The sequence below is a fragment of the Arthrobacter sp. PAMC 25486 genome, assembly GCF_000785535.1.
Classification (GTDB): domain Bacteria; phylum Actinomycetota; class Actinomycetes; order Actinomycetales; family Micrococcaceae; genus Specibacter.
In genome coordinates, this window is sequence record NZ_CP007595.1 from 1,808,996 (window position 1) to 1,834,080 (window position 25,085).

A 25,085-nucleotide genomic window follows, 5' to 3' on the forward strand; every position below is an offset into this window, starting at 1 on the left:
GGCTCCTTCTACCGCGTCGTTGCGGCGTCAGTGGTGAGATGGCAGGTGGCCATCTCTTTGCCAGCGGACCCACGTGGGTGAGGGGTCCGCCGTCGTACTTTATTTGGTGACCTTGCCCATCAGGGACGCGACGGGGCGCAGGAAGAGCGGCTGGGCCAGGAACCAGGCGCCGGCCATGACCACCAGGGATGCGGCGAAGATGCCGAAGCCCCACCAGTTCACCTCGTTGGAGGAGGCGTACATGTGGTTCAGGTTGCGCAACGCGCCGGTGGCCAGCACCAGGGTTACGTGGATGACGATGAAGCCCACGAAGTAGAGCATGACGGGGAAGTGCAGGGCGCGGGCCGCGGTGATGGGGTAGATCTTGTTCAGCGTGGTGGCGTTTTTGGGCCAGGCGCCGGACATGCGCAGCCCGGTGGCGATGGCCAGGGGTGCGGCGATGAAGACGGTGATGAAGTACGTCAGCAGCTGCAGGCCGTTGTAATTGACCCAGCCGTCGTCAGTGGGCCAGTCGAGGGAGAGGTATTGCAGGCCGGCGGAGATCGCGTTGGGGAACACGTCCCAGCTGGTGGGCACGATGCGCATCCACTGGCCCGTGAAGAACAGGACCACGATGAAGATGGCGCCGTTGAGCACCCAGAGGGCGTCGAGGGTGAGGTGGAACCAGAGGTCCAGGCTGATCTTGGTGGGGGCGTTCCTGGTCTTGATGACGCCCTTGTTGTTGCGGATCCAGTGGGCGGCGGGGCGCTTGGTGGTGCGGACCGCCCAGCCGGAGCGGATGATCAGGAGGAGGAAGAACATGTTCAAAAAGTGCTGCCAGCCCAGCCAGGCGGGCAGCCCCACGGGGGCGCCGGCGGGCAGTTCCGACTGGCCGGGGTAGGTTTTCATGAAGTCCTGTATTGGGGCGAGGCCGGTGAACCAGCGCGCCACCAGGACCGCAACCGCTAGGAGTAGGATCAGGGCGCCCGCGGACACGCCGATTTTGGCCCACAGGCCGAGGCCGTTCCAACGCTCGGCGATGCCGGCGGCCTGCTTGGTCTTGGGGGTCGACATGGTCTAAAACCTCTTTCGCGTACTTCCGTGGGAAGCGGCCTTGCGGTGGTGCCACCGCTTTGCAACAGTCTCTATTTGTAACAGCTTTGGGTGTGTTTCCATCCATTGTCCGTCATTGAGGGCCACACACCGGACGCTTGGCGAGGCGCCATGCCGGGAGCCGTGCGCGGCGCCGCCTTGGCTCGCTTGCCACGGGAGGCGCCTTGGCTGGTTATTGGGCGCGGGCGGCGAGGGCTTCGATGAGCTGCGGCACCACCGTGAACACGTCGCCCACAATGCCGAAGTCGGCCACATCAAAGATGGGCGAATCCCCGTCCTTGTTGATGGCCACGATGGTCTTGGCGGTCTGCATGCCGGCGCGGTGCTGGATGGCTCCGGAAATGCCAAGCGCAATGTACAGCTGCGGGGAGACGCTGACGCCTGTCTGGCCCACCTGCGCGTGCTGGTCCACATATCCGGCATCGACGGCGGCACGGGAGGCGCCGATGGCTGCCCCGAGGGCGTCCGCCAACTGTTCCACCAGGACGAAGTTTTCCTTGGAGCCCAGGCCACGTCCGCCGGAGACAACTGTCTTGGCGGTGCGCAGTTCCGGACGGCTGTGGGTGGCAGGAGCATCATTGACGGCCGTGACCTGTGCGCCGGGGACCGTGCCCGACAGTGGGACGGTGATGATTTCCACGGCGCCGCCCCCGTCGTTTGCGGGCGCGCCGTCGATGGCCCCCTGGCGCACGGTAATGATGGGCAGGCCGCCCTCCACAGCGGATTCCACGTCATAGGCACCGCCGAAGATGGAGTGGCCGGCCACAACGCGCCCGCCGTCCAACCGCACGGAGACGGCGTCGTTGAGCATGGCACCACCCACGCGGACTGAAAGCCGGGCCGCAACCTCGCGGCCGTCAACGGAGTTGGCCACCAGAACGGCGGACGGTTCGTAGGCAGCAACCGCGGCCTCCAGGGCCTCGACGCTTGGGCCGGTCAGCACCGAAACGGCCTGGGCACCCAGTCCGAGGTAGATCACGCCCGCACCAGCCATCCCCAACTGCACTGTCGTTTCCGGGCTCAGTTCCTGATCGCTGGCGACCACGGCGACGGGCGTTCCGAGGGAGGCTGCCGCAGCCAGCAAGCCCTTGGCGGAAGCAGCAACCGCACCGGCGTGGGTCAATTCAATAAGAGTCAGAATATTTGCCATGGTGTTGCCTTCCTAGACCAAGCGGTTTTCAATGAGGTAGCCGGCCAGCTGCGTGGCGGCCGTGCCATCGTCTGCAATCTTGCGGCCAGCCTCTCGGGCGGGGCGCTCACTATGCGAGAGCACGACGGCGTGCGCAGGCGTCGCAGCCACGCCAAGATCGGCGAGCGAGAGTGTGGCGACGGGCTTGCGCTTGGCCGTCAAAATGCCCTTGAAGTTCGGGAAGCGCGCCTCGGCAGTCCGCTCGGTCACGGTGACCACGGCGGGCAGCGCGGCGGTGACCTGCAACGATCCGCTGTCCCCCGAGCGCTCACCGCTGACCTTGCCGCCGCCAAGTTCGACGGCGTTCAGCCCACCTACCAGAGGCAGGCCCAGGTGCTCGGCAACCATGGCCGGAACCACGCCGCCGCGGCCGTCCGTTGATTCATTGCCGGCGAGGATGACGTCGGCGTTGGTGCCGCGCAGGGCTGCGGCGAGCACCGCGGCGGTGCGGGCGGCATCGGAGCCGGCCAATCCGCCGTCGAGCACGTGAATGCCTGAATCGGCACCCATGGACAGGGCCTTGCGAATGGCCTTGGTGGCTTCATCCGGTCCCAGGGACAGCACCACAATTACGGTGGACTTGTCGGCGTCCTTCACACGCAGCGCCACTTCCAACGCTCGCTCATTGATTTCATCCACCACGTTGTCCGCGGCGTCGCGGTCCAGCCAGCCGGTGGCCGGCACGAGCGTGCGTTCCTCCGCAGTGTCAGGCACCTGCTTGATAAGTACGACGATCTTCATTGATTGCCCTCCCATGTCATGGTGTTGCGTGTCTTCCTGCAGAATACTAGGTAGTACTAGTATTTACTAGGGATCCAAAGTAAATTGTTGTTCCAGCTGGTTTTCTTCCCGTTGAGAAAGGTCGTGCCGTGGCTGCCTCCCCCTTGCCGATGGACCCGATTGCCGAGGCCAAACGCCAGTGGATTGCCCACGGCTGGGCCGATGCCGCTGACGCCATGGCCGCCTATTCCTCCGTCATGCGGGCACACCAGCTCATGTACAGCCGCGTTGACGCCGTGCTCAAGCCGCTGGGTTTGTCCTACGCCCGGCTGGAATTATTACGGCTGCTGTCCTTCACACGCGACGGCGCCTTGCCGATGGCAAGTGCCAGCGCCCGCCTGCAGGTGCATCCCACCTCCGTCACCAGCGTGGTTGACCGGCTGGAGCGCGATGCGCTGGTGCGCCGAGAGGCCCATCCCACCGACGGCCGCGCTACCCTGGTTGTCCTGACCGGCGGCGGCCGGAAGCTGGTGGAGGAGGCCACCACCGTCCTCAACGCCGAGGTCTTCGCCCAACCCGGGATTCCGACCGAGGACCTGCGCAAAATGACGGCCATCCTGGCCCGCTTCCGCCGCGAATCCGGCGACTTCACCGACCCGGTCCAATACCCCGACCCGCTGTAGCATTCTTTCCCCATCGTCGAGGTGTGAGTTCGCGCCCTCTCCGAGGGACGAGGAGAGGGCGCGAACTCACACCTCGACGAAAAGGGTGGGGGCGCCGCGGCTGACCTCGATCGCCACATCCCGGCCCTGTGCCGACAGATACACCAGGTGGCTGGCGGTTTCGGCGAGCGCCAGGCGCAGCGTGAAACCGCGCAGCGAGTCGAAACCACGCGACCAGGTCAGCTCCTTCGACACATCCCAGACGCTCCCGGCCTCACCCGCATCGAGCACGGCGATGACCTCCCGAGAGCGCTCCAGCGTGTGCTCCCGCAGCTGCGCCACGCGTGCCATGAGACCGCGGAATCGGTATTCGTGCGCCGGCAGCACCTCCATGTCCGCCCCGACGCCCATGATGTCCAGGGAGGTGAAGTAGTCACCCAGCGGGTCCACGTGGTTTTGGGCCTCCAGGGAGACGTGCGGGGTGATCTTGGGCAACACATGGTCACCCGTCAGGATCAGCTGGTTTGCCTCATCGACCAGGCAGATGCTGCCCGGCGTATGGCCCGGCGTGGACAGCACCCGCACCTTCAGCCCGGCCACCGGGATGAGTTCACCATCGGCAAGGCGCCGCTGCGGCTCTTCCACGTTGGTCATCTGCGCCCACGTCTCAGCCTGAAAACTGACCTCGTCCAGATACTCCGCCGGCACACCCCACGCCGTAAACTGCTCCCTGTCCTCGGTGACGAAACGACCGGGATCGGAACGCCAATGCGTGGGCAGCAGCTCGTGCTCGCCCAACGCCACCCACGCCCCAGAAGCCTCGCGCAGGCGCGCCGCCATGCCCAGGTGGTCGGGGTGGAAGTGGGTCACCACAATCCCGGTGATGTCCTTTGGGCTGAGACCTGCGGTGGAGAGCCCCGCCGTCAGCACCGCCCAGCCCTCGTCCGAGTCCCAACCAGGATCCACGAGCGCCACCTCACGGGCTCCGCCCCCTGCTCCGCCAGCCGTGTCCCCCACCAGCACGTAGCACAGCGTGTAGCGCATCGGGTTGCCTACGAACGGCACCGGAATGGACCAGACACCGGGCCGTACCTGCTCAACGGCGGGCATCACCTTGGACTGCCATGCCTGGAACTGTTCCTCTGCCGTGACCGTGATCAAGATGTCCTCCAAGTGCTCAGTATGCTTGAAATATCTGTCTCACCCAGGGGTTCCCGGGCCACCGCAGCTGTGCGGGAAAAACGCGGGGCCGGGGCGGCAACCACATGTTTGCCAGCCCCGGTCAGGGCGCCGCGGGCAGCCATATGGGCGTTTTCGGCGGCCTCGGCGAAGGTGAGCACCGGCGTAACGCACGCGTCAACGCCGTCGAACGTGTCAGCCCATTCATCCCGGGTCCGGGCCGCAAAGGCAGCAGCAAGAACTTCCGCCAGCGCACCCCACATGGTGGGATCGTCACGATCGGGAAGGCCGGCGCCGTCCAAACCGAGGCCGTCAACGAGCAGCGCGTAAAACTGCGGTTCGATGGCGCCCACAGCAACATGGCCGCCGCCGGCACATCCATACGTTCGGTAGAACGGGGCGGCCCCGTCCAGCAGGTTCGCCTCGCGGGTGTCGTTCCACATTCCCACGGAGCGCAGTTCCAAGATGATCTGTGAGAGCACGCTGACGCCGTCCACCATGGCAGCATCCACCACCTGGCCTAGGCCCGAACGCTCCCGCTCCCAGAGCGCAGCCAGGATGCCGGTAAGCACAAACATGGAGCCGCCGCCAAAGTCCCCCACCAGGTTCATGGGCGGCATGGGGGCCGCGGCCGGACCCATGGCATGCAGCGCGCCGGTCAGGGCAATGTAGTTGATGTCGTGCCCGGCCCGCTGCGCCAGCGGGCCCTCCTGCCCCCAGCCGGTCATGCGGCCGTAGACGAGGCGCGGGTTCACCGCCAGGCATTCCTCCGGGCCCAGGCCCAGCCGTTCGGCGGTACCCGGCCGGTAACCCTCAAGGAAAACATCCGCCGCGGCAACCAACCCGCGCACCCCGGCCAAGTCGGCGGCGTCCTTCAGGTTCGCCCGGACAGTGGTGCGGCCACGCTGCAGGTGCGTGCCGACGTCGTACCCGCCAACCGGAGGCGCGGGACCGACCACCCGCACCACCTGCGCTCCCATGTCCGCCAACATCATGGCAGCATGCGGGGCTGGCCCCATGGCGGACAGCTCCACCACCTTCAATCCCTGCAACGGACCACCCACCACTTGCTCCTTTCAGCGTCAGCCGCAATCTAGTGCTGCGCCGCGGCGTAGCTGTCGCGCAGCTCGCGCTTGAGGATCTTGCCGGCACCGGACGTGGGCAGCGCCTCCAAGAACTCGAAGCTGCGCGGCACCTTGTACCCGGCAATGTGCTCCTTGCAGTGCGCCTGCAGTTCCTCGGCCGTGGGGTTTTGGCCAGGCGAGAGAACAACGACGGCGTGCACGCGCTCCCCATATTTCTCATCCGGCACGCCAATCACGGCGGAGGAGGCAACGGCGGGGTGCTTGCTCAGGGCGTTCTCCACCTCTGCGGAGTACACGTTTTCGCTGCCGGTCACGATCATGTCCTTGAGTCGGTCAACGACAAAGACAAAGCCTGCGGCGTCGATGTAGCCGAGGTCGCCGGTGTGCAGCCAGCCGCCACGCAGGGCCTCAGCGCTGGCCGCGGGGTTGTTCCAGTACCCCTGCATGACGTGGGCGCCCTTGGCGCAGATCTCGCCGACGTCGCCCGTGGCTGCTTCCTTGCCATCCAGGTCCAGGATGGCAACCTGGCAGTGCGGGGCGGCGCGCCCGCCGGATCGCATGCGGTCGCCTGTGTGGTCGTCCGGCAGCAGCAAGGTAATGACCGGCGATGCCTCGGTTTGCCCGTACGCCTGCGTCATGCGCACCCCGGGGAAACGTTCCTTGGCTCGTTTCAGCACGCCCTCGGAAATGACTGAACCGCCGTAGAGCATGCGCTGCATGGAGGACAGGTCGTAGTTCCCGGCGTCTGGGTGGTCCACGAGGATCTGGATCATGGTGGGAACCAGCAGCACGTCGGTGGGCTTGTGCTCCTCGATGGCTTTGAACACGCTGGTGGGTTCAAAGTACGGCACCATGACGTGGGTGCCGCCCAGGATGGTCATCCCGCACCAGGCGGCGAGGTCGGCCAGGTGGAACATGGGTGCCGCATGCAGCAGCCGCGAACCGGCCTTCAGCAGCTCTCCTGTGGCAATGGTGCCCAGCCCGGAGGTGACGAAGTTCGTGTGGCTGAGCATGACTCCCTTGGGGAAGCCGGTGGTGCCGCCGGTGTAGTACACCCCGGCCAGGTCGTCGCCGCCGCGGTAGGCGTCCTCGACCGGTTCGTTCTCCGCCACCAAGCTTTCGTAGGAGAGCATGCCCTCCGGTGTGGGCCCGTCGCCACAGTGGATCAGGGTGGTCAGTGCCGGGGATTTTTCCAGCAGCAGCGGCGCCATGGGTACAAAGGCGTCGTCAATGAGCAGCACGTGCGTGTCCGAATCCGTCATGGAGTAGGCCACCTCGGCCGGGCTCCACCTGATGTTCACAGGGTTGACGGCCGCCCCGGCCCACGGCACGGCGAGGAGGTATTCGGCGTATCTGTCGCTGTTCATGGACAGGATTCCCACCCGGTCCCCCGCCTTCACGCCGATGCTTTGCAAGGCGCCGGCGAAGCGGGCAATCCGGTCCACATGCTCTTCATAGGTGCGCACGCGGTCCTTGAAAATGGTGGCGATGCCTTGGGGATCCGCCTGCAGGGAACGGTGCAGGCCTTGGGTCATGTACATGGTGACTCCTAATGTAAAAAATCGATGTTGACTTTCAAACAGGAAATTCCAAGCTCGTGCTGCTCGCGTTCAAACTATTTGCCCGTAAACACTCCCGGACGGTTTTCCCCCATGGCCCGCACTGCCTCAAGCAAATCTTCGCTGTGCAGAAACGAGGTGTTCCACAGCGCCACGTGCCGCAGCCCCCGCGCAATGTCCTCCTCGCGTCCTTCATTGAGCACCGCCTTGGCGCCGGCCACGGCCAGCGGTGAATTCGCGGCCATCTCCCCGGCCATCGACAGCGCCGCAGCCATCAGTTCCTCCGCATCGGCGTACACGTCGTTGACCAGGCCGATCTTCTCCGCCCTTTCGGCACCGATGTCCTTGGCCGTCAGCGCCAGTTCGCGCAGATGTCCCTCGCCGATGATGCCACGCAGCCTTTGCAAACTTCCAACGTCGGCGACGATCGCCAGCCGCGCCTCCCGAATGCTGAATTTGGCATCGGCACTGGCCAGGCGCACATCGGCGGCGCTGATGAGGTCAACGCCGCCGCCAATGCACCAGCCGTGGACGGCCGCAATGACGGGCTTGCGGCAGGCGGCCACCGAGCTGATGGCGTCCTGCAGGCTCCGGATGATCCCGAGCAGTTCGGTGCGCTGGGAAGCCTGGGCAGTGGCGCCGGGGCCCAGCTTTCCCAGCCAGGACCCCAACACCTCCTGCACGTCAAGGCCTGTGCTGAAGTTGTTTCCGGCGCCTGCCAGCACCACCGCACGCACGCTTGGATCGGCGTCGAGGGCAGCGAAAACCTGGGGCAGTTCGGCCCAAAAGTCCAGCCCCAGCATGTTGCCGCGGCCGGGCCCGGTTAGATGTACGACGGCGACACCCGGGTTGGGTGCCACCGCCACAGTGAACGCCGACCAAGGGTGGGTGAAGGCGGGTCCGGCTTGGGCGGGCATGTCTGGTTCGGCGGGGCCGGCGGCGGTCCCGCCCGCGGCAACAATGCCCATCAGTACGTCTCGCCTTTCTCGGCCTTGGCCACAAGCGAGGCCGGCGGCAGGAAGTGTTCGCCATACCTGGCCGCGAGCTCACGGGACCTGGCCACAAAACCGGCCAGGCCGCCGTCGTACCCGTTCATGTATTGGAGCACGCCACCGGTCCAGGCGGGGAAGCCGATGCCCAGGATGGAGCCGATGTTGGCGTCCTCGACGCTGCGCAGCACGCCCTCGTCGAGGCATTTGACGGTTTCCAGGGACTCGGCAAAGAGCATGCGCTCCTTCATGTCCTCGAAGGGGATTTCCTCCGTCCCGCCGAAGGTTTCCGCCAGCCCTTCCCAGAGTCCGGTGCGGTGGCCGTCGGCGTAGTTGTAGAAGCCGGCGCCGGCGAGCTTGCCTTTGCGGTTAAATTCCTCGATCATCCTGTCCACAATCGGGTAGGAGGCGTGATCCCGGTACTTTTGCGCGCCGTTCTCGGCTTCCAGGCCCGCCTTCGTCTCCTTTTGGATCTTGGACATGAGCATCAGGTTCAGCTCGTCGGCCAGCTGCAGCGGGGCCGCGGGGTAGCCGGCCTGCAGGCCTGCCTGCTCGATGGACGGGGCGGCGATGCCCTCGCCGAGCATGGCGATGGCCTCGTTCATGAACGTGCCGATCACTCGGGACGTGAAGAAGCCGCGGGAATCATTGACCACGATGGGCGTCTTTTTGATTTGCTGGGCGATGTCGAAGGCCTTGGCCAGGGTCTCATCGGAGGTGTTTTTGCCGGCGATGATTTCCAGCAGCGGCATCTTGTCCACAGGGGAGAAGAAGTGCAAGCCGATGAAGTTCTCTTGGCGCCGCACACCTTCGGCGAGCGTGGTGATGGGCAGCGTGGAGGTGTTGGAGCCCAGCACGGCATCCGGTCCCAGGAGGTCTTGGATTTCCTGGAACGCCTTCTGCTTCACCTCCACGTTTTCAAAGACTGCCTCAATGACCAGGTCCGCACCGGCCGCAGCCGCCGCGTCTGCGGTGGGGGTGATCTTGGCCAGCAGCGCGTCGGCTGCCTCCTGCGTGGACTGGCCCCGCGCCACTGCCTTGTCGGTGATGGTCTTGGAGTAGCTCTTGCCGCGCTCGGCCGCCTCGAGCGAGACGTCCTTGAGCACAACGTCCATGCCGCCGCGGGCACACACATAGGCGATGCCCGCGCCCATCATGCCGGCGCCGAGGACGGCAACCTTCTTGGCCGTGTACTTCTCGAATCCTGCCGGGCGGCTGCCGCCGGCACTGATGTGGCCCATGTCAAAGAAGAACGCCTTGATCATGTTGGTCGACACCGGCCCGGTCACGAGCTCCACAAAGTAGCGCGATTCAATCTCCAGCGCCGTGTCGAAGTCCACCTGGGCGCTCTCCACGGCGGCGGCCAGAATGGCGCGCGGGGCCGGGTAGTTGGCGCCCTTGAGCTGCTTGCGCAGATTCGCCGGGAACGCCGGCAGGTTGGCGGCCAGTGCGGGGGTGCTGGGGGTGCCGCCGGGGATCCGGTATTTGGGGACATCCCACGGCTGCACGGCGTCCCGGTTCGACTTGATCCAGGCCTTGGCCGCGGGGAGGAGCTCCTCCACCGTGTCCACAACCTCGTGGACCAGGCCAACTTCCAGGGCCTTGCGCGGCTTGTACTTTTGGCCCTGCAGCAGCACCTTCATGGTGGCGTCGGCAATGCCCATCAGGCGCACGGTGCGGACGATGCCACCGCCGCCGGGCAGCAGGCCCAGGGTCACCTCGGGCAGGCCGATGACCGAGCCGCGGGTGTCGGCGGCGATCCTGTGGTGCGCGGCGAGGGCAATTTCCAGCCCGCCGCCTAGGGCCGCACCGTTGATGGCTGCGACCACGGGTTTGCCGAGAGTTTCCAGCGTGCGCAGCTGGGCCTTGATTTGCTGTCCCAGCTCAAAGACTCTTTGGGCGTCTTTCGGCGTGGAGTTGATGAGGTCGTTAAGGTCGCCGCCGGCGAAGAAGGTCTTCTTTGCGCTCGTCAGCACGACGCCGGAGATGCCCGCCTTCTCTGCCGTGAGTCGCTCCACCACCGCCTGCATGGAAGCGATGTAATCCGCGTTCATGGTGTTGGCCGACTGGTTCGGGTCATCCAGGGTCAGGATGACGACGCCGTCGGTGTCCTGTTCCCAGTGGATGGTGTTTGTGTAGTTCACTGTTTCCTCGCTCATCGCTTTAGACCCTCTCAATCAAAGTTGCCACGCCCATGCCGCCACCAATGCACAGGGTCACCACGGCCCTGTGCTTGCCTGTGCGTTCCAGCTCGTCCAGCACGGTGCCCAGGATCATGGCCCCGGTGGCGCCGAGCGGGTGGCCCATGGCGATGGCGCCGCCGTTCACATTCAGCTTCTCGTCCGGGATGCCCAGGTCCTTCTGGTACTTCAGCACCACGGAGGCGAAGGCCTCGTTGATTTCAAACAGGTCAATGTCTTCCACCGTCAGCCCTGCGGTCTTCAACAGCTTTTGGGTGGCCGGGGTGGGGCCGGTGAGCATGATGGTGGGGTCGGCGCCTGACGTTGCGGTGGCCACAATCCTGGCCCGCGGCGTCAGTCCCAGCTGCTCGCCCACGGCGGCGCTGCCCACCAAAACCAGGGCGGCGCCGTCGACAATTCCGGAAGAGTTGGCGGCGGTATGGACATGGTCAATCTTTTCCACGGCGTGAAACTTTTGCAGCGCGACGGCGTCAAAACCGCCGGCCTCGCCCATGACGGCGAAGGCGGGGCGCAGGCCGGCCTGCGATTCGGGCGTGGATTCGGGGCGCATGTGCTCGTCATGGTCCAGGACGACGAGGCCGTTCTGGTCCGTCACGGGAATGACGGAGTTGGCGAAGCGACCCTCCTGCCAGGCCTTGGCGGCGAGGCGCTGCGAGCGCACGGCGTAGGCGTCGACGTCCACGCGGCTGAAGCCTTCCATCGTGGCGATGAGGTCGGCGCCGACACCCTGGGGGACGAAGTAGGAGTCGTAGTTGGTGGCCGGGTCCATGGCCCACGCGCCGCCGTCGGACCCGATGGGCACGCGGGACATGGATTCCACGCCGCCGGCGATGATGAGCTGGTCCCAGCCAGAGCGCACCTTCTGCGCGGCGACGTTGACGGCTTCCAGTCCCGAGGCGCAGAAGCGGTTGAGCTGCACGCCGCCCACCGTGTCCGGCAGTCCGGCGGCAATGACGGCGGTGCGGGCGATGACAGCACCTTGGTCGCCCACCGGTGAGACGACGCCAAGGATCAGGTCGTCGATGAGTGTTTCGTCCAGTCCCGGGTGGCGTTCGCGCAATGCGTTGATCAGGCCAACCACCAGGTCAATCGGCTTGGTGCCGTGCAACGACCCCTTTTTGCCGCGGCCGCGCGGGGTGCGGATGGCGTCGTATACAAATGCTTCCGGTATTGCTTGTTCGCTCACGTGAGCTTTCCTTCCATTGTCATCCCTCCCGCTTCGGCGCGGGCGGACGGTTGGCCGAACTGGTTTGTTGATGTCTGGCGGGGTGGGCCCCACACCGCGAGGGCCCCGCCTCGAGCTTGCGAGAGGTGGGAGCGGTGAGGGATTAGAGGGAGCGGGCGATGAGTTCCTTCATGACCTCATTGGCCCCGGCCAGCACGCGCAGCACCCGGTTGTCGGCATACATGCCGGCAATGGGGTACTCCATCATGTAGCCGTAGCCGCCAAACAGCTGCTGGCAGCGGTCCACCACCTCCGCTGTCCGGTCGGTGATCCAGTACTTGGCCATCGACGCTGTGGCTGCGTCCAGCCCGCCGTCAACGTGCCGGGCGATGCAGTCGTCAAGGAACACCCTGTTGACCCGGGTATTCGTGGCGCATTCGGCCAGCTCGAAGCGGGTGTTTTGCAGCTCGAACAGCGGCTTGCCGAAAGCCTCGCGGGTCTTGGTGTACTCCAGCGTTGCCTCCACGGCGGCCTCGCTCATGGCCTGGGCCAGGATAGCGGTGATCAGCCGCTCCTGCGGCAACTGGTTCATGAGCTGGTAAAAGCCCTTGCCCTCCTCTCCGCCGAGGATGTTGGCCGCCGGGACGCGCATGTTGTCAAAGAACAGTTCGGAGGTGTCCTGGCCCTTGAGGCCGATCTTGTCCAGGTTCCGGCCACGCTGGAAACCGGGCGTCCCGCCGTCGACCTCTGCCACGAGCAGCGACATGCCCTTGGCACCCTGGGCGGTGTCGGTCTTGACGGCGATGACCACCAGGTCGGCGAGCTGGCCGTTGGAGATGAAGATCTTCGAGCCGCTGACCAGATAGTCGTCGCCGTCGCGCACGGCGCGTGTGGTGATGGCCTGCAGATCGGATCCGGTGCCGGGTTCGGTCATGGCGATGGCGCCCACCCATTCCCCGCTGCACAGCTTCGGCAGCCAGCGCTGCTTCTGTTCCTCGGAGGCGTAGGCCAGCAGGTAATGGGCCACGATGCCCTCGCTGACGGCAAAGCCCAGGCTGCCGGCGCCGGCCATGGTTTGTTCCTGCAGGAGCAGGGCCAGGTTGGCGAAGCTGCCGCCGCCGCCACCGTATTCCTCGGGGATGGACATGCCGCACAGGCCAAGCTCCCCGGCCCGGGCGTAGAGGGCCTTGTCGGGAAAGCCCTGCTCCTTGAACTTCTCCTCAAGCGGGGCGACCTCCTTGGCGAAAAAATCGTGCAACAGGGACCTTACATCGAGCAGATCTTCATCGATCCAGGCCGAAGTTAACTGAGTTGTTGACATACCGCCAATAGTGCAAGACTATTGACACCGTGTCAATAGGTGACGCAAGTCTTTACTTTCCATTCATGAAAGCGATGACCATGACAGCTGAAATCCCCGCCCCCTATGCGGCCATCACGTACTCGGTCGCCGAGCGCATCGCCACGGTTTCCCTCAACCGGCCCGAATCCCGCAACGGCTACACGCTCACCATGGCGCACGAGCTCGAGCACGCCTTTGTGGCCGCCGACGCCGACCCTGCCGTCCAGGTTGTCGTGTTCACCTGCGTGGGCAAGGACTTCTCCGTAGGCGCCGACCTCAGCGGCGGCGGCTTTGACATGTCCATGACCGATTCCCCGAGCGATTGGCAGGAACCTGCCGGGCGCTGCTCCAACACCATCTTCGGCATGAACAAGCCCGTCATCGCGGCCCTGCGCGGTGTCTCGGTGGGCGGCGGCATGACCATCACGCTCTCCTGCGACTTCCGCCTCGCCTCCACCGATTCCCGCTTTTCCTTCCCGTTCAGCCGCCGCGGCATCTTCCCCGAGGGCGCCTCGGTTTGGTACCTGCCGCGCCTGGTGGGCGCATCCAAGGCCGCCGACTGGATGCTAACGGGCCGTCTGTTTGGCGCCGATGAAGCGCTCGACGCCGGACTTGTCACCTCGGTGCACGAACCCGACTCCGTCCTGGAGGCCGCTTACGCCTTGGCCCGGGACATGATCGCCAACACCTCCCCCGTGTCCACGGCCGTCATCAAGCAAATGCTCAACCGGCTCAGCGGGCTCGACTCCCCCATCCCCGTCCACGCCCTGGACTCGAAGTTGATTGCCGGGCTGCCCGCACACAGCGACGCCGTGGAAGGCGTGACGTCGTTCCTCGAGAAGCGCCCGCCTGCCTTCCCACTCACGGTGCCTGAGGGCATTCCGCAGTGGCTCCCCTGGGTCAGTCCTGTCATCACAGAGACAGACACCACGCCGTGACTCTTCCCGACGAATCCCGCCGGCAGCGGCTCGCTCCCGACGAGCGGCGCCAGCAAATCTTTGTGTGCGCCCAACGGCTGTTCACCGAACGGGCCTACGAGGAGGTCTCCGCGACCGACATTGCGGCCTCGGCGGGGGTGGCGCGCGGGCTGATCAACCATTATTTTGGCAACAAGCGCGAGCTTTACCTTGAGGTCATCAAGGTCAGTTCCACGGTGTCGGAGGTTGCGGTGGCGTCACTGCCCGACGGGACGCTGGATGAGCGGATCGAGTTGGCGGTGGCCTGGTTCCTGGATTCGCTGGAGAAGTCCGGCGGGGCTTGGCTGAGTTTTGGCGGGGGCAGCATGGGGCGCGATCCGGACCTGGAGAAGATCCTGATCGCGGCGGAGAACGAGTCCATTGAGCTGCTGATTGAGGCGTGCGGGCTGTCCGGGCGGCGCGACGGGCGCGAACAGATCCGGGCCATGTTCCGCGTCTACGCGCAGCTTGCACGCAGCGGCGGGCGGGAATGGCTGCTGCGCAAGACGCTGACCCGCCCGCAGGTGCATGCGCTGTTGGCCAGCACTCTGCGGGTCATTGTCAGTGACGCCGTCCCCGCCATCTAGCTCCTCCGGCGCTCCCCCGACGCTCGCTCACATATGGGGCACTTTTGGCCGACGCTCGAAAATTGTCAAGCTGTGTGGAGTCACTAGGCTATTTTTTGGGGTTCTTCGGGTTTGGGGAGGTTGATCCCTACGTGTTGGGCTGGGGCTGGTGTGGTGGGTCGTTGGCGGAACCTTCCTGGGTTTTGTTCGTAGTATTCCTGATGGGTTTTGTCACGTTGGTTCCAGAGCTCTTTCCAGGATCCGTCGTGGACTTGTGCTGGTGAGAACAAGGCGATGCCGGAGTGTTTATGGTCGGTGCTGTACCAATGCACGTAGTCGGTGAGGTACTCTCTGGCGGCCTCGAGGCTTTCGAAGATTCGCGGGTAGTTGGGCCGGTATTTCATGGTCCGGAAACCAGACTCACTGAAGGGATTGTCGTTGGAGACGTAGGGCCGGTTGAAGGTGAGTTCCACGCCGTGGGCGGTGAGCGCGTCACGAAGCAGGTGTGACTTCATGGCAGGGCCCGAATCCGCATGGACCACTTGCGGGGCGCCGTACCGGGCGATGGCGGCCTCGAACATCTTGACGGCGAGGTGGTCCGCCTCGCGTTCCTCGATCCGCCAGCCGACGATCTCCCGGGAGTAGATATCCATGATGGAGTAGACCTTGAAAACCGTTCCCTGCCACTTGGAATAGACGTCGGTGATGTCCCAGGACCAGACCTGGCAGGGGCCGGTGGCCTTGAGAACGGGCTTCTCAGCGGTGCCGCGTTTGCCGCCGCGTTTGGTCGGGACTGTGGGGCGTGCGTTCTGGTCCTCGTACTCTGCCGCGATCCGCCACCAGGTGCGGCGGGAGGCGATCATTACCCCGTTGTCCCAGGCCGTGGCGAAGGAATGATCCACGGAGTTGTTCTTCTCCCAGCCGGCCAGGATGAACTCAAGAATCCAGTCCTGATGGATGGTGCTGATCCGGCTTTCATAGGCCCGGTCCCCCTGGTGGATGGGGTTCTGGACGCCTGGGCGGGGATTGAACCTGTAGTGCCAGGTCCCACGCGATACACCCGCAAGTTTCAGGGCCGTCCGCTGGGAACCGGTGACCTCTTTCAGCTCCAGGACGAGAGTGTTCTCAGCGGCTATGAACGCTTCTGAGCGCTCGTCGGGGGCGTATCGGGCTCTGGCACGTTCAACTCGTGCAAGAGCCCTATAGCTTTTCCCAGTGCTGAATTTGACCCTTCTAGCTCAGCAATACGCTTCTGGAGTTTTTCGACTTCGACACGATGGGCGGCTATCTCTTTCGCGCGTGCTTTTTCAAACGCGGAGAGTTCACGATTTGTTGGGACCATACCTCCATGCTCTCGCGGAATCAGGCCCCGGTCGATATCTCCCTGGACCACCATCGTGCGCCATCTGCGGAAGATCCATTCGGAAATCGAATGCGAGGCAAGCCACTCCCTCCGTGACCCATGCGGCTGCAAATAGTACTCATGCACGAACTCACGGATCTCTTCACGGGTAAATCCCTTGTTATCAACGGCCACGGTCGGCTCCTTCAATCAACGGTTAATGAGTGACTCACAACCAGCTTGACGCAGAGGGGCTCGCTCACATAGGGGGCACTTTTGGCCGACGCTCGCTCACATAGGGGGCACTTTTGGCCGACGCTCGCTCACATATGGGGCACTTTTGGCCGACGCTCGCTCACCTCAGCCCAATCCTTGGCCCAGCTGGCCCAGTTCATCCGCTGCGCCGCGTCGCGCCAATGAGTCCGCCCGAAGGAACACATCAAGCGACTCTGGCACGACCCGGCGGTTACTCCCCACGTTGCAGTATTCGATGTGGCACCCTCCAAAATCGTGTTCAGATACGGCAGGGACACATTCGATTGGTCGGCAACCTGGTGCGGGTGAGATCTGTAGGCAATGGAGCAGCCCGTCCCGCTTGGACAGCCGCTCTCGCACTTCCCGAGGATCAGTGCGAGAGCGGCCGCCGAAATACCCCCACTGCTGAGCGAGCGTCCGGGGAAAGACCCCCGTATGTGAGCGAGCGTCGGAAGGGGTAGGAGGCGCGGGGAGGTGGCGGGAGGCTACTGATCAACGTAGAGGTCGATCATCAGCTCCGCGGACGGATCCACGGCGTAGCCGCTGAAGTCCTCCATGCCGCGGGACCGGAGCAGGTCCTCGTCGATAATGGTCTGGCCCGTGAGCTCCCGGCTGTTGGCGGTTAGAACGGCGTGGGCGGCATCAGCCATGATGGCCGGCGTGCGCGAACGCCGGATCATCTCATCGCCGCCCAGGATGTTGGCCACGGCGGCCGTGGCGATGGTGGTGCGCGGCCACAACGCATTGGAGGCCACCCCCTGCGCAGCGAACTCCGCCGCAAACCCCAGCGCAGTCAGTGTCATGCCGTACTTGGCCAGCGTGTAGGCCGGGTTGGCACCGAGCCACTTCGGGTCGAAGTTCAACGGCGGACTGAGCGTGAGGATGTGCGGATTCTCCGCCTCCAACAGATGAGGCAGCGCAGCCTTAGACAACATGAAGGTGCCGCGCACGTTGACGTCCTGCATGAGGTCGTAGCGCTTGGCTGAAACCTTCAGCGTGCCGTCCAAGGAGATAACGGAAGCGTTGTTGACCACGATGTCGATCCCTCCGAACATGGCCACTGCCTGCACCACGGCGGACGCGATCGTTTCGTCATCACGGACGTCACCCACCACGGCAAGGACCTTCCCGCCGGCAGCCTCGATCGCGGCGGCCGCGGTGTGGATGGTGCCCTCGAGACGCGGATCCGGGGCATCGGTTTTGGCGATGATCACCACATTGGCACCGTCGCGCGCCGCCCGCTCGGCGATGGCCAAACCAATGCCGCGCGAACCACCGGACATCAGGATCGTCTTGCCCGCCAGCGAGTCCGGCCCTGCGCCCGGCTGGCTGGACGTCTCCCCAGCCGGGAACGGCACCGAGGTGCCGGTGGCACCCAAGTCGCCGTCCGCCGTCGCGCTTCCCAACCCGGCGCTTCCCAACCCGGCGCTTCCCAAATCCTTAGATGTTTCGCTCATGACCCCTCCAATACGGTTCGCGCAGCTCGCGCTTCAAGATTTTCCCTGTCGCATTGCGCGGCAGTTCCGCCACAAAATCCACCGAGGTGGGGCACTGGTAGTGGGCCAGGCGCTCGCGGCAGAAGGCGATGATGGCCGCTTCCTCCACCGTACTGCCGGGCGCACGCACCACAACAGCCTTGACCGTCTCCACCCATTTGGGATCCGGGACGCCGATGACGATCCCCTCCGCAACACCGGGCGCGGCCATGAGCACGTTCTCCACCTCGGGGCAGTAAATGTTCTCGCCGCCGGAGATGATCATGTCCTTGAGCCGGTCCACCATGAACAGGTACCCGTCCCCGTCCAGGTGCCCGATGTCGCCCGAGCAGAGGAACCCGTCCGCCGTGAACGCTGCCGCCGTGGCGTCGGGGTGGTTGAGGTAGCCCTTCATATTTTGCGCCCCGCGGACCTGGATCTCGCCGTTGGTGCCGATGGGAAGCACCTCGTGCGTGACGGGATCGGCAATCCTGATCTCCAGGCCCGGCAGGGCACGCCCCACGGACGCCAGCACCTCGGGCCGAGGCGGATGCCGGTGGTCGGAGTCCTGCATCATGGTGCCGATCCCGGACATCTCCGTCATGCCAAACACGTGCGCCAGCTCCGTGTTGGGCCACACGTTGAGAGTTTTCTCCAGCAGGGGCAGCGGCATGGGCGAGGAGCCATACGCAATCTTCTTCAGGGGTGCCATGGCGGCCGCGGCCTGGGGTCCCGCGGCGAGCACGGCCTGGATGACGGCGGGCACTAGGAAGGCGTGCGTGGCACCGTCGGCAATGGCCCTCATCATCGACGGGCCTGCCGGGTCGCGCAGGTAAATGGTCTTGACGCCGGCGTAAATTCCGGTCTGGAAGTAGCACGAGCCGCCCACATGGAACATGGGCATGCCCACCATGTTCACATCGCCGGGCACCATTCGGAACCCCGCGTTGGACACCTCGCTGTGCACGTTGACGCTCCTGTGCGTCAGCTCCACGCCCTTGGGCCGGCCCGTGGTGCCCGAGGTATACATGATGAGCACGGTGTCATCCGGGTCCACGTCCGCCCCGCGCATTCCACTTCGACTCCCCTTTCCATGGACGACGGCGTCCCCTCCTTCCGCATTCTCGGCGGGTTTTGCTGTGCCCGAGGCAAGAAACGGCTCGTATTCGTCGTTGTCCCCGCCGATGGCGATGGTGCGGTTCACAGGTTGTTCGGCAGCTGCCGCCTCCATGACCGGTTTGAGTTCAGCGCCGTAGAAGACGATTTTTGGGGCGGAATCCTCGAGGATGTAGGCCAGCTGGCCGGGCGCCAGGCGGAAGTTGCCCACCACCGTTCCGGCGCCCAAGGCTGCCGCACCAAAGGTCAGCTCCACGATGGCGAGGTGGTTCAGGTCAAACGTCATGATCCTGTCCCCGCGTTTGATGCCGGCCTTCTGCAAGGCGTCGGTGAGTTGGTGGATCCGTTCCTGCCATTGGGACCAGGTGCAGCTGGTGCTGCCAAAGATCACGGCCTCGGAGTCGGGCTTTTGTTGGGCCCAATGGTCAAGCCTGTCCTGCAAGAAGACCGGGGCTTCGAGGGTGTCAAGTGTCATGTCAAGCCTTTCTGTGGTGCCGGCGTCGCTGCCGGCTGCTTTCGAAGGAGGAGTGAAACTGACTGCGGTTTATGTGAGCGAGGGTTGGCGAAAAGTGCCCCGTATGTGAGCGAGCGTCGGTGGGTGGGGTTTAGGAGGCGGGGAGGTGCCAGGCGGGTTTGCGGCGCTCCAGGAACGCTGCCATGCCCTCCGTTGCCTCGTCCGTGGTGAACAGCCTCGAGGACAGCGCAGCCATGTCCTCGGCGCCAGTGTTCAGGGCGGTAAGCATGGGGGCGGCGGCCAGCTTCTTGCTTTCGGCCAGGCCCTGCGGGGAGCCCTGCCGGATGCCAAACAGGATGGGTTCCAGCGCCGCGTCCACATCGTCCGCCGCAACCGTGATGAGCCCGGCGGCCTGCGCCTCTGCGGCGTCGAAGGTTTCGCCCGTGAGGTAGTAGCGGGACACCGCCCGGCTATTCATCCGCGGCATGGTGGTCAGCGAAATGATGGCCGGGCCCAGCCCAATCCGCACCTCGGAGAAGGCGAAGGTGGCGGCCGAGTTGGCCACGACAATGTCGCACGCACCCAGAATGCCCAGCCCGCCCGCCCGGGTCATTCCGTCGACCCTGGCAATGACGGGCACCGACACGGTGAGGATGGTGCGCAGGATCTGTACGAGATCCCGGGCACCTGCCTCGACACCATGGGCCCCGGCTTCCTTGAGGTCCGCTCCGGCGCAGAACACACTGCCCGTGTGCGTGAGGAGAATCCCGCGGACGCTCCCGCCCGTGGCCGCGGCGGCATGTTCCAGCCGGGCCACGAGCTCGCCCACCAGCTGGCGGGACAGGGCATTGCGGTTGCCGGGGGAATCCAGGGTGAGCGTGGCGATGCCGGCGTCCACGGCGTAGCGGACGAGTTCGGCTGCTTCTAGACTTCCAGCCATGACTCAGTAGCTCTTCGGCAGGCCGAGCGAGTGCTGGGCGATGAAGTTCAGCACCATTTCGCGGCTGACGGGCGCCACCCGGCCGATCCGGGCAAGCCCCAGCATCTGGGCCAGGCCGTACTCTTTGCTCAGTCCGTTGCCGCCCATGGACTGGATGGCGACATCGAGGGCGTTGATGCTGGCCTCGGCGCCGGAGTATTTGGCCATGTTGGCGGCCTCCCCGGCGGCCTTGTCTTCGCCGGCGTCGTACAGGGCCGCGGCGCGCAGCATCATGAGCCGGCTCAGTTCCACCTCGATGTGGGCCTTGGCCAGCGGGTGCGCGATGCCCTGGTGGGCACCGATGGGCTGGCCCCACACCTCGCGCTCCTTGACATACTCCACGGCCTTGTTGATGGCGTAGCGGCCCGTGCCCACGGCGATGGCGGAGGCCATGATGCGTTCCGGGTTGAGTCCGGCGAACAGGGCCTCGAGGGGTGCGTCTGAGCCGCCGATCAGGGCGCTGGCGGGGAGGCGGACGTCGTCCAGGAAAAGCAGGTACTGCTTCTCCGATTCGATGATGTCCATTTCCACTTCCCGATATTCAAAACCGGGGGTCTCGCGGGGCAGCACGAACATGGCGGGGCGCAGGCGGCCGCTGCGCTCATCCACGGTGCGGGCCACGATCAGCACGTAGTCGGCGTTGTTGACGCCGGTGACGAAGACCTTGCGGCCGTTGAGCACCCAGTCGTCCCCGTCGCGGCGGGCGACGGTGGAGATGTTGTGCGAGTTGGAGCCGGCGTCGGGCTCGGTGATGCCGAACGCCATGACGATGGAGCCGTCCGCAAACCCAGGCAGCCAAACCCGCTTTTGCTCCTCCGTGCCGTACTTGGCGATGATGGTGCCGCAGATGGCCGGGGACACCACCATCATGATCATGGAGGCGCCCAGGGCGGAGGATTCCTCCAGCACGGCGGCGAGCTCGTAGATGCCTGCCCCGCCGCCGCCATATTCCTCCGGCACCGAGACGCCAAGGAACCCGGCCTCGCCCAGTTCCTGCCACATTTCCGTCATGCTTTCCCCAGCGCGGGAGTGCTTCGTGGCGTATTCAGGGCCGTATCGGCCCACAATGTCACGCACTGCCTCGCGCAGCGCCTGCAGTTCGTCCGTTTCCACAATGCTTGATTGAATGCTGCTCATTCTTGTCTCCTCATCAAATATCCTGCCATGTGTTTTATTCGCCCGCCGCGTCAACCACCGCGAGCACCATGCCCACATCCACGTTCTGGCCCACCATGACCGGCAATTCGGCAACCACCCCGTCGGCGGGCGCCCCGATGGTGTGCAGCATCTTCATGGCCTCCAGCACCAGCAGCGGCTGGCCCGCCGTCACCGCATCGCCGGCCTGCACGTGCACGCTGACCACGGCGCCGGGCATGGGCGCGGTGAGCGATCCCTCCGCCACGGCCAGGCTCGGATCCGGGAAGCGCTCCGCCTCGACAAAGGTGACGGCCCCGCCGTCGCCGTCCACCTCAATCACCGTGCCGGTGCTCGTTGCGTAGTGCGCCACCTGCCAGGTCCGCACCAGCCCGTCCACCTCCAGGCTCACCTTGTCTGCACTGAGATGGACGACGCCGGTCCCTCCGAAGCCTTCCGCCTCCAATCCGCGCCGGGTCAGGGCATACCTGATGGAGTGCTCCCCGGCGGGGCCCGCCAACGTGGTTGCCTGCGGCATGGAGGGCAGATTGCGCCAGCCGCTGGGCATGCCTCCCAGCACCCCGTTGCCGCGGGCTTGGACCCGGCGCAGCGCGACCCCGGCCAGGGCGGCGGCGAGCGCGGCCAGTTTTTCCTCCCCCGACCCGGCAACCGGTGCGGCCAGGGTTTCCAGCCCGTGGGTGTTGAGGAAGGCGGTGCCTGTCTCCCCCGCCAGAAACGCATTATGGCGCAGGATGTTCACGAGCAGGTCGCGGTTGGTCCGCACCCCGTGGATGCGGGCCGCGGCGAGAGCCTTGGCGAGTGTGCGGGCCGCCTCGGTGCGGGTGGGCGCCCAGGCGATGAGCTTGGCCAGCATGGGGTCGTAGTGGATGGACACGGAGGAGCCGGCCTCAATGGAGGAGTCCAGCCGCAGCCCCCGCTCGCGGACAGGGAGCGCAAAATCCGCGGCCACCCCGTCGACCTCAAAGCGCCGCACGGTGCCGGTCTGCGGCGCCCAGCCGGCGGCCGGATCCTCCGCGTAGAGCCGCACCTCGATGGCGGCGCCCCCCACCATGCCTGCAGGTGGGGCCGGCTGCGCCTCCGGCAGCTTTCCGCCCGCGGCCACCTCAAGCTGCAGTGCCACCAGGTCAAGGCCCGTGGTGCATTCGGTCACGGGGTGTTCCACCTGCAGGCGCGTGTTCATCTCCAGAAAGTAAAAGCGGCCCTGCTCATCGGCCAGGAACTCCACGGTTCCGGCACCCACATAGTCCACGGCCTTCGCAGCAGCCACGGCCGCCTCGAACAACTTCTGGCGCATGCCGGGTGTGCGTTCCACCAGCGGCGAGGGCGCCTCCTCCACCACCTTTTGGTGGCGGCGCTGGATGGAGCACTCACGCTCCCCCACGGCCCACACCGTCCCGTGCGCATCGGCCATGATCTGAACCTCCACGTGGTGGCCGGTTTCCAGGTACGGCTCGCAGAACACGGTTCCGTCGCCGAAGGCGCTCGCAGCCTCCGTGCGGGCGGCCGCCATTTCGGCGGGAAGATCGGCCAGCGCACGGACGATGCGCATGCCTCGCCCGCCGCCGCCGGCCGAGGCCTTGATGAGCACGGGCAGCTGGGCCTCCGTGACGGTGGCCGGATCCAGCTCCGTCAGGACCGGCACACCTCCCGCAGCAACCAGCAGCTTGGCTGAAATCTTGTCCGCCATGGAGTCGATGGCGGCAGGAGGCGGCCCGATCCAGATCAGCCCCGCGGCCTGCACGGCCCGGCCGAAGCCCGCGTTCTCCGAAAGAAAACCGTAGCCCGGGTGAATGGCGTCGGCCCCGGCCTGCAACGCGGCGGCAATGATCAGATCCCCGCGCAGGTAGGTCTCGGAAGCGGCCGTCCCGGGCAGGTGCACCGCGGTGTCCGCGTCCAGGACAAAGGGGGCTCCGGCGTCGGGCGTGGAAAAAACGGCCACGGTGGAGATGCCGCGCTCCCGGCAGGAGTGGAAGACGCGGCGGGCAATCTCGCCGCGGTTGGCGACGAGCACGGAATTGATGGCCTGGGTGATGGGCTGGTTCATGGAGGTCATCCTTGGCTCACATCCGGAAGACGCCGAAGCCCTCGGCGCCCTTGATTTCGGTGGTGGCGATGGCGGAGAGCGCCATTCCCAGTACGGTGCGGGTGTCGCGGGGGTCGATGATGCCGTCGTCGTACAGCTTTCCGGACAGGAAGGTGGGCAGGGATTCGGCCTCGATCTGCGCCTCCACGGCGGCGCGCATCAGTGCGTCCGCGTCCTCGTCGAAATCGCGGCCGGTGGCTGCCGCGGCGGCCCGGCCCACGATCGACATGACGCCGGCCAGCTGTGCGGCCCCCATGACGGAGGAGCGGGCGGAGGGCCAGGAGAACAGGAAGCGGGGGTCGAAGGCGCGCCCGCACATGCCGTAGTGGCCCGCGCCGAAGGAGGCACCCATGAGCACGGACAGGTGCGGGACGGTGGAGTTGGAGACGGCGTTGATCATCATGGAGCCGTGCTTGATGATGCCGGCCTGCTCGTATTCCTTGCCCACCATGTAGCCGGTGGTGTTGTGCAGGAACAACAGGGGCGTGTTGGCAGCGTTGGCGAGCTGGATGAACTGGGCCGCCTTCTGCGCCTCGGCGGAGAACAGCACGCCGCGGGCGTTGGCCAGGATGCCCACGGGGTGGCCGTGGATGCGGGCCCATCCGGTGACCAGGGAGGTGCCGTACAGGGCCTTGAACTCGTCAAAGTCGCTGCCGTCCACCACGCGGGCAATGACCTCGCGGGGGTCGAACGGCACCTTCAAGTCGGAGGGCACGATGCCAAGCAGTTCCTCTTCATCCATCAGGGGTTCCACCGACGGCGCCGGCGCGGCACCCCTTTTAACCCAGTTGAGCCGCGCCACAATCCGGCGACCGATCCGCAGCGCATCCATCTCATCCAGGGCGTAGTAGTCGGCCAGGCCGGAGACTCGGGCGTGCATGTCCGCGCCGCCCAGGGATTCGTCATCGGAGTCCTCCCCCGTGGCCATCTTGACCAGCGGCGGGCCGGCCAAAAACACCTTGGAGCGTTCCTTGATCATGACGATGTGATCGCTCATGCCGGGAACGTACGCGCCGCCGGCGGTGGAATTGCCGAACACAAGCGCGATGGTGGGGATGCCTGCGGCGGAGAGGCGGGTGAGGTCACGGAACAATTTGCCGCCGGGAATGAAGATTTCGCTCTGCGTGGGCAGGTCGGCGCCGCCGGATTCCACCAGTGAGATGACGGGCAGCCGGTTTTCCCGGGCGATGTCCAGGGCACGGAAGATCTTCTTGGTGCTGTACGGGTTGGAGGTGCCGCCCTTGACTGTGGGTTCGTGGGCAATAATCATGCACTCCACGCCCTCCACCACGCCGATGCCGCTGACAACGCTGGCGCCCACATGGAACTTGGTGCCCCACGCGGCCAGCGCGGAAAGTTCCAGGAACGGCGAATCCCGATCCAGGAGCATCTCCACCCGTTCCCGGGCCAACATCTTCCCGCGCCTGCGGTGCCTTTCGACCGACTTGTCGCCGCCCGATGCCAGGACCTTGGCGTATTCGCCGTCCAGTTCGGCCAGCTTCGCTTCCATGGCAGTGGTGT

22 protein-coding genes are annotated in these 25,085 nt (G+C 65.5%); 4 read left to right on the plus strand and 18 right to left on the minus strand.

From position 1 onward, the window contains the following. Window positions 1–99: 99 nt before the first annotated feature. The 3 genes from art_RS08305 to art_RS08315 form a co-directional block, all read right to left on the minus strand. The gene (locus art_RS08305; RefSeq protein WP_038463940.1) at window positions 100–1,053 is read right to left on the minus strand and encodes a cytochrome b/b6 domain-containing protein; all 954 of its coding nucleotides are present in this window, start codon (window positions 1,051–1,053) and stop codon (window positions 100–102) included. Between the two features lie 211 nt (window positions 1,054–1,264). Beyond that, entirely contained in the window at window positions 1,265–2,242 is a 978-nt protein-coding gene (locus art_RS08310) for an electron transfer flavoprotein subunit alpha/FixB family protein (RefSeq protein ID WP_038463943.1), read from the minus strand. 12 nt (window positions 2,243–2,254) lie between these two features. After that, the gene (locus art_RS08315) at window positions 2,255–3,022 is read right to left on the minus strand and encodes an electron transfer flavoprotein subunit beta/FixA family protein (protein WP_038463946.1); all 768 of its coding nucleotides are present in this window, start codon (window positions 3,020–3,022) and stop codon (window positions 2,255–2,257) included. Between the two features lie 149 nt (window positions 3,023–3,171). On the opposite strand from art_RS08315, the gene art_RS08320 reads away from it, so the two are divergent. Then, complete coding sequence (locus art_RS08320; RefSeq protein ID WP_038463949.1) at window positions 3,172–3,684, plus strand: MarR family winged helix-turn-helix transcriptional regulator; 513 nt, start codon at window positions 3,172–3,174, stop codon at window positions 3,682–3,684. Window positions 3,685–3,750: 66 nt separating this feature from the next. Here art_RS08320 and art_RS08325 read toward each other — a convergent pair whose 3' ends face one another. The 7 genes from art_RS08325 to art_RS08355 form a co-directional block, all read right to left on the minus strand. Next, complete coding sequence (locus art_RS08325; RefSeq protein ID WP_216699589.1) at window positions 3,751–4,836, minus strand: MBL fold metallo-hydrolase; 1,086 nt, start codon at window positions 4,834–4,836, stop codon at window positions 3,751–3,753. Further along, window positions 4,821–5,906 (minus strand): CaiB/BaiF CoA-transferase family protein, encoded by a 1,086-nt coding sequence (locus tag art_RS08330; RefSeq protein WP_038463955.1) that lies wholly within the window; start codon window positions 5,904–5,906, stop codon window positions 4,821–4,823. Before art_RS08330 ends, art_RS08325 begins: the two co-directional genes overlap by 16 nt. Window positions 5,907–5,935: 29 nt before the next feature. Then, on the minus strand, window positions 5,936–7,468 hold the full coding sequence (locus art_RS08335; RefSeq protein WP_038463958.1) for a long-chain fatty acid--CoA ligase: 1,533 nt from the start codon (window positions 7,466–7,468) through the stop codon (window positions 5,936–5,938). A gap of 74 nt (window positions 7,469–7,542) precedes the next feature. Beyond that, a complete protein-coding gene (locus tag art_RS08340) occupies window positions 7,543–8,454 on the minus strand; it encodes a crotonase/enoyl-CoA hydratase family protein (RefSeq protein ID WP_216699590.1) in 912 nt (303 codons plus the stop codon). Beyond that, complete coding sequence (locus tag art_RS08345; protein ID WP_038463960.1) at window positions 8,454–10,634, minus strand: 3-hydroxyacyl-CoA dehydrogenase NAD-binding domain-containing protein; 2,181 nt, start codon at window positions 10,632–10,634, stop codon at window positions 8,454–8,456. Before art_RS08345 ends, art_RS08340 begins: the two co-directional genes overlap by 1 nt. A gap of 4 nt (window positions 10,635–10,638) precedes the next feature. Continuing rightward, on the minus strand, window positions 10,639–11,847 hold the full coding sequence (locus art_RS08350; RefSeq protein WP_038469333.1) for an acetyl-CoA C-acetyltransferase: 1,209 nt from the start codon (window positions 11,845–11,847) through the stop codon (window positions 10,639–10,641). Between the two features lie 157 nt (window positions 11,848–12,004). Continuing rightward, window positions 12,005–13,162: an acyl-CoA dehydrogenase family protein gene (locus tag art_RS08355; protein ID WP_082000190.1), complete on the minus strand. Its 1,158-nt coding sequence runs from the start codon at window positions 13,160–13,162 to the stop codon at window positions 12,005–12,007. Window positions 13,163–13,227: 65 nt separating this feature from the next. Here art_RS08355 and art_RS08360 point away from each other — a divergent pair, with 65 nt between their 5' ends. After that, complete coding sequence (locus art_RS08360) at window positions 13,228–14,121, plus strand: enoyl-CoA hydratase-related protein (protein WP_253901526.1); 894 nt, start codon at window positions 13,228–13,230, stop codon at window positions 14,119–14,121. Beyond that, on the plus strand, window positions 14,118–14,726 hold the full coding sequence (locus art_RS08365; RefSeq protein WP_038463963.1) for a TetR/AcrR family transcriptional regulator: 609 nt from the start codon (window positions 14,118–14,120) through the stop codon (window positions 14,724–14,726). Before art_RS08360 ends, art_RS08365 begins: the two co-directional genes overlap by 4 nt. Window positions 14,727–14,809: 83 nt before the next feature. On the opposite strand, the gene art_RS08370 is transcribed toward art_RS08365, so the two are convergent. Continuing rightward, window positions 14,810–15,607: a DDE-type integrase/transposase/recombinase gene (locus art_RS08370; RefSeq protein ID WP_082000108.1), complete on the minus strand. Its 798-nt coding sequence runs from the start codon at window positions 15,605–15,607 to the stop codon at window positions 14,810–14,812. Between art_RS08370 and art_RS21605 the strand changes: the two genes are divergently transcribed. After that, window positions 15,599–15,853: a hypothetical protein gene (locus art_RS21605; protein ID WP_157875147.1), complete on the plus strand. Its 255-nt coding sequence runs from the start codon at window positions 15,599–15,601 to the stop codon at window positions 15,851–15,853. The genes art_RS08370 and art_RS21605 overlap by 9 nt on opposite strands. Here art_RS21605 and art_RS08375 read toward each other — a convergent pair. The 7 genes from art_RS08375 to art_RS08405 form a co-directional block, all read right to left on the minus strand. After that, window positions 15,838–16,242: a hypothetical protein gene (locus art_RS08375; RefSeq protein WP_052136010.1), complete on the minus strand. Its 405-nt coding sequence runs from the start codon at window positions 16,240–16,242 to the stop codon at window positions 15,838–15,840. The two genes, art_RS21605 and art_RS08375, sit on opposite strands and share 16 nt — an antisense overlap. A 545-nt stretch (window positions 16,243–16,787) precedes the next feature. Beyond that, window positions 16,788–17,759, minus strand: coding sequence for an NAD(P)-dependent oxidoreductase (locus tag art_RS08380; RefSeq protein WP_082000191.1), 972 nt, complete (start codon window positions 17,757–17,759; stop codon window positions 16,788–16,790). Further along, window positions 17,743–19,368, minus strand: a complete 1,626-nt coding sequence (locus tag art_RS08385) for an AMP-binding protein (protein ID WP_038463966.1) — start codon at window positions 19,366–19,368, stop codon at window positions 17,743–17,745. The genes art_RS08380 and art_RS08385 overlap by 17 nt, the downstream gene beginning before the upstream one ends. Before the next feature lie 130 nt (window positions 19,369–19,498). After that, entirely contained in the window at window positions 19,499–20,287 is a 789-nt protein-coding gene (locus art_RS08390; RefSeq protein WP_038463968.1) for an enoyl-CoA hydratase family protein, read from the minus strand. A 3-nt stretch (window positions 20,288–20,290) separates the two neighbouring features. Continuing rightward, window positions 20,291–21,463 (minus strand): acyl-CoA dehydrogenase family protein, encoded by a 1,173-nt coding sequence (locus tag art_RS08395; RefSeq protein WP_038463971.1) that lies wholly within the window; start codon window positions 21,461–21,463, stop codon window positions 20,291–20,293. A gap of 34 nt (window positions 21,464–21,497) precedes the next feature. After that, window positions 21,498–23,525, minus strand: coding sequence for a biotin carboxylase N-terminal domain-containing protein (locus art_RS08400; protein ID WP_038463974.1), 2,028 nt, complete (start codon window positions 23,523–23,525; stop codon window positions 21,498–21,500). Window positions 23,526–23,541: 16 nt separating this feature from the next. Next, window positions 23,542–25,074, minus strand: a complete 1,533-nt coding sequence (locus art_RS08405; protein WP_157875422.1) for a carboxyl transferase domain-containing protein — start codon at window positions 25,072–25,074, stop codon at window positions 23,542–23,544. Between the last annotated feature and the right edge of the window lie 11 nt (window positions 25,075–25,085).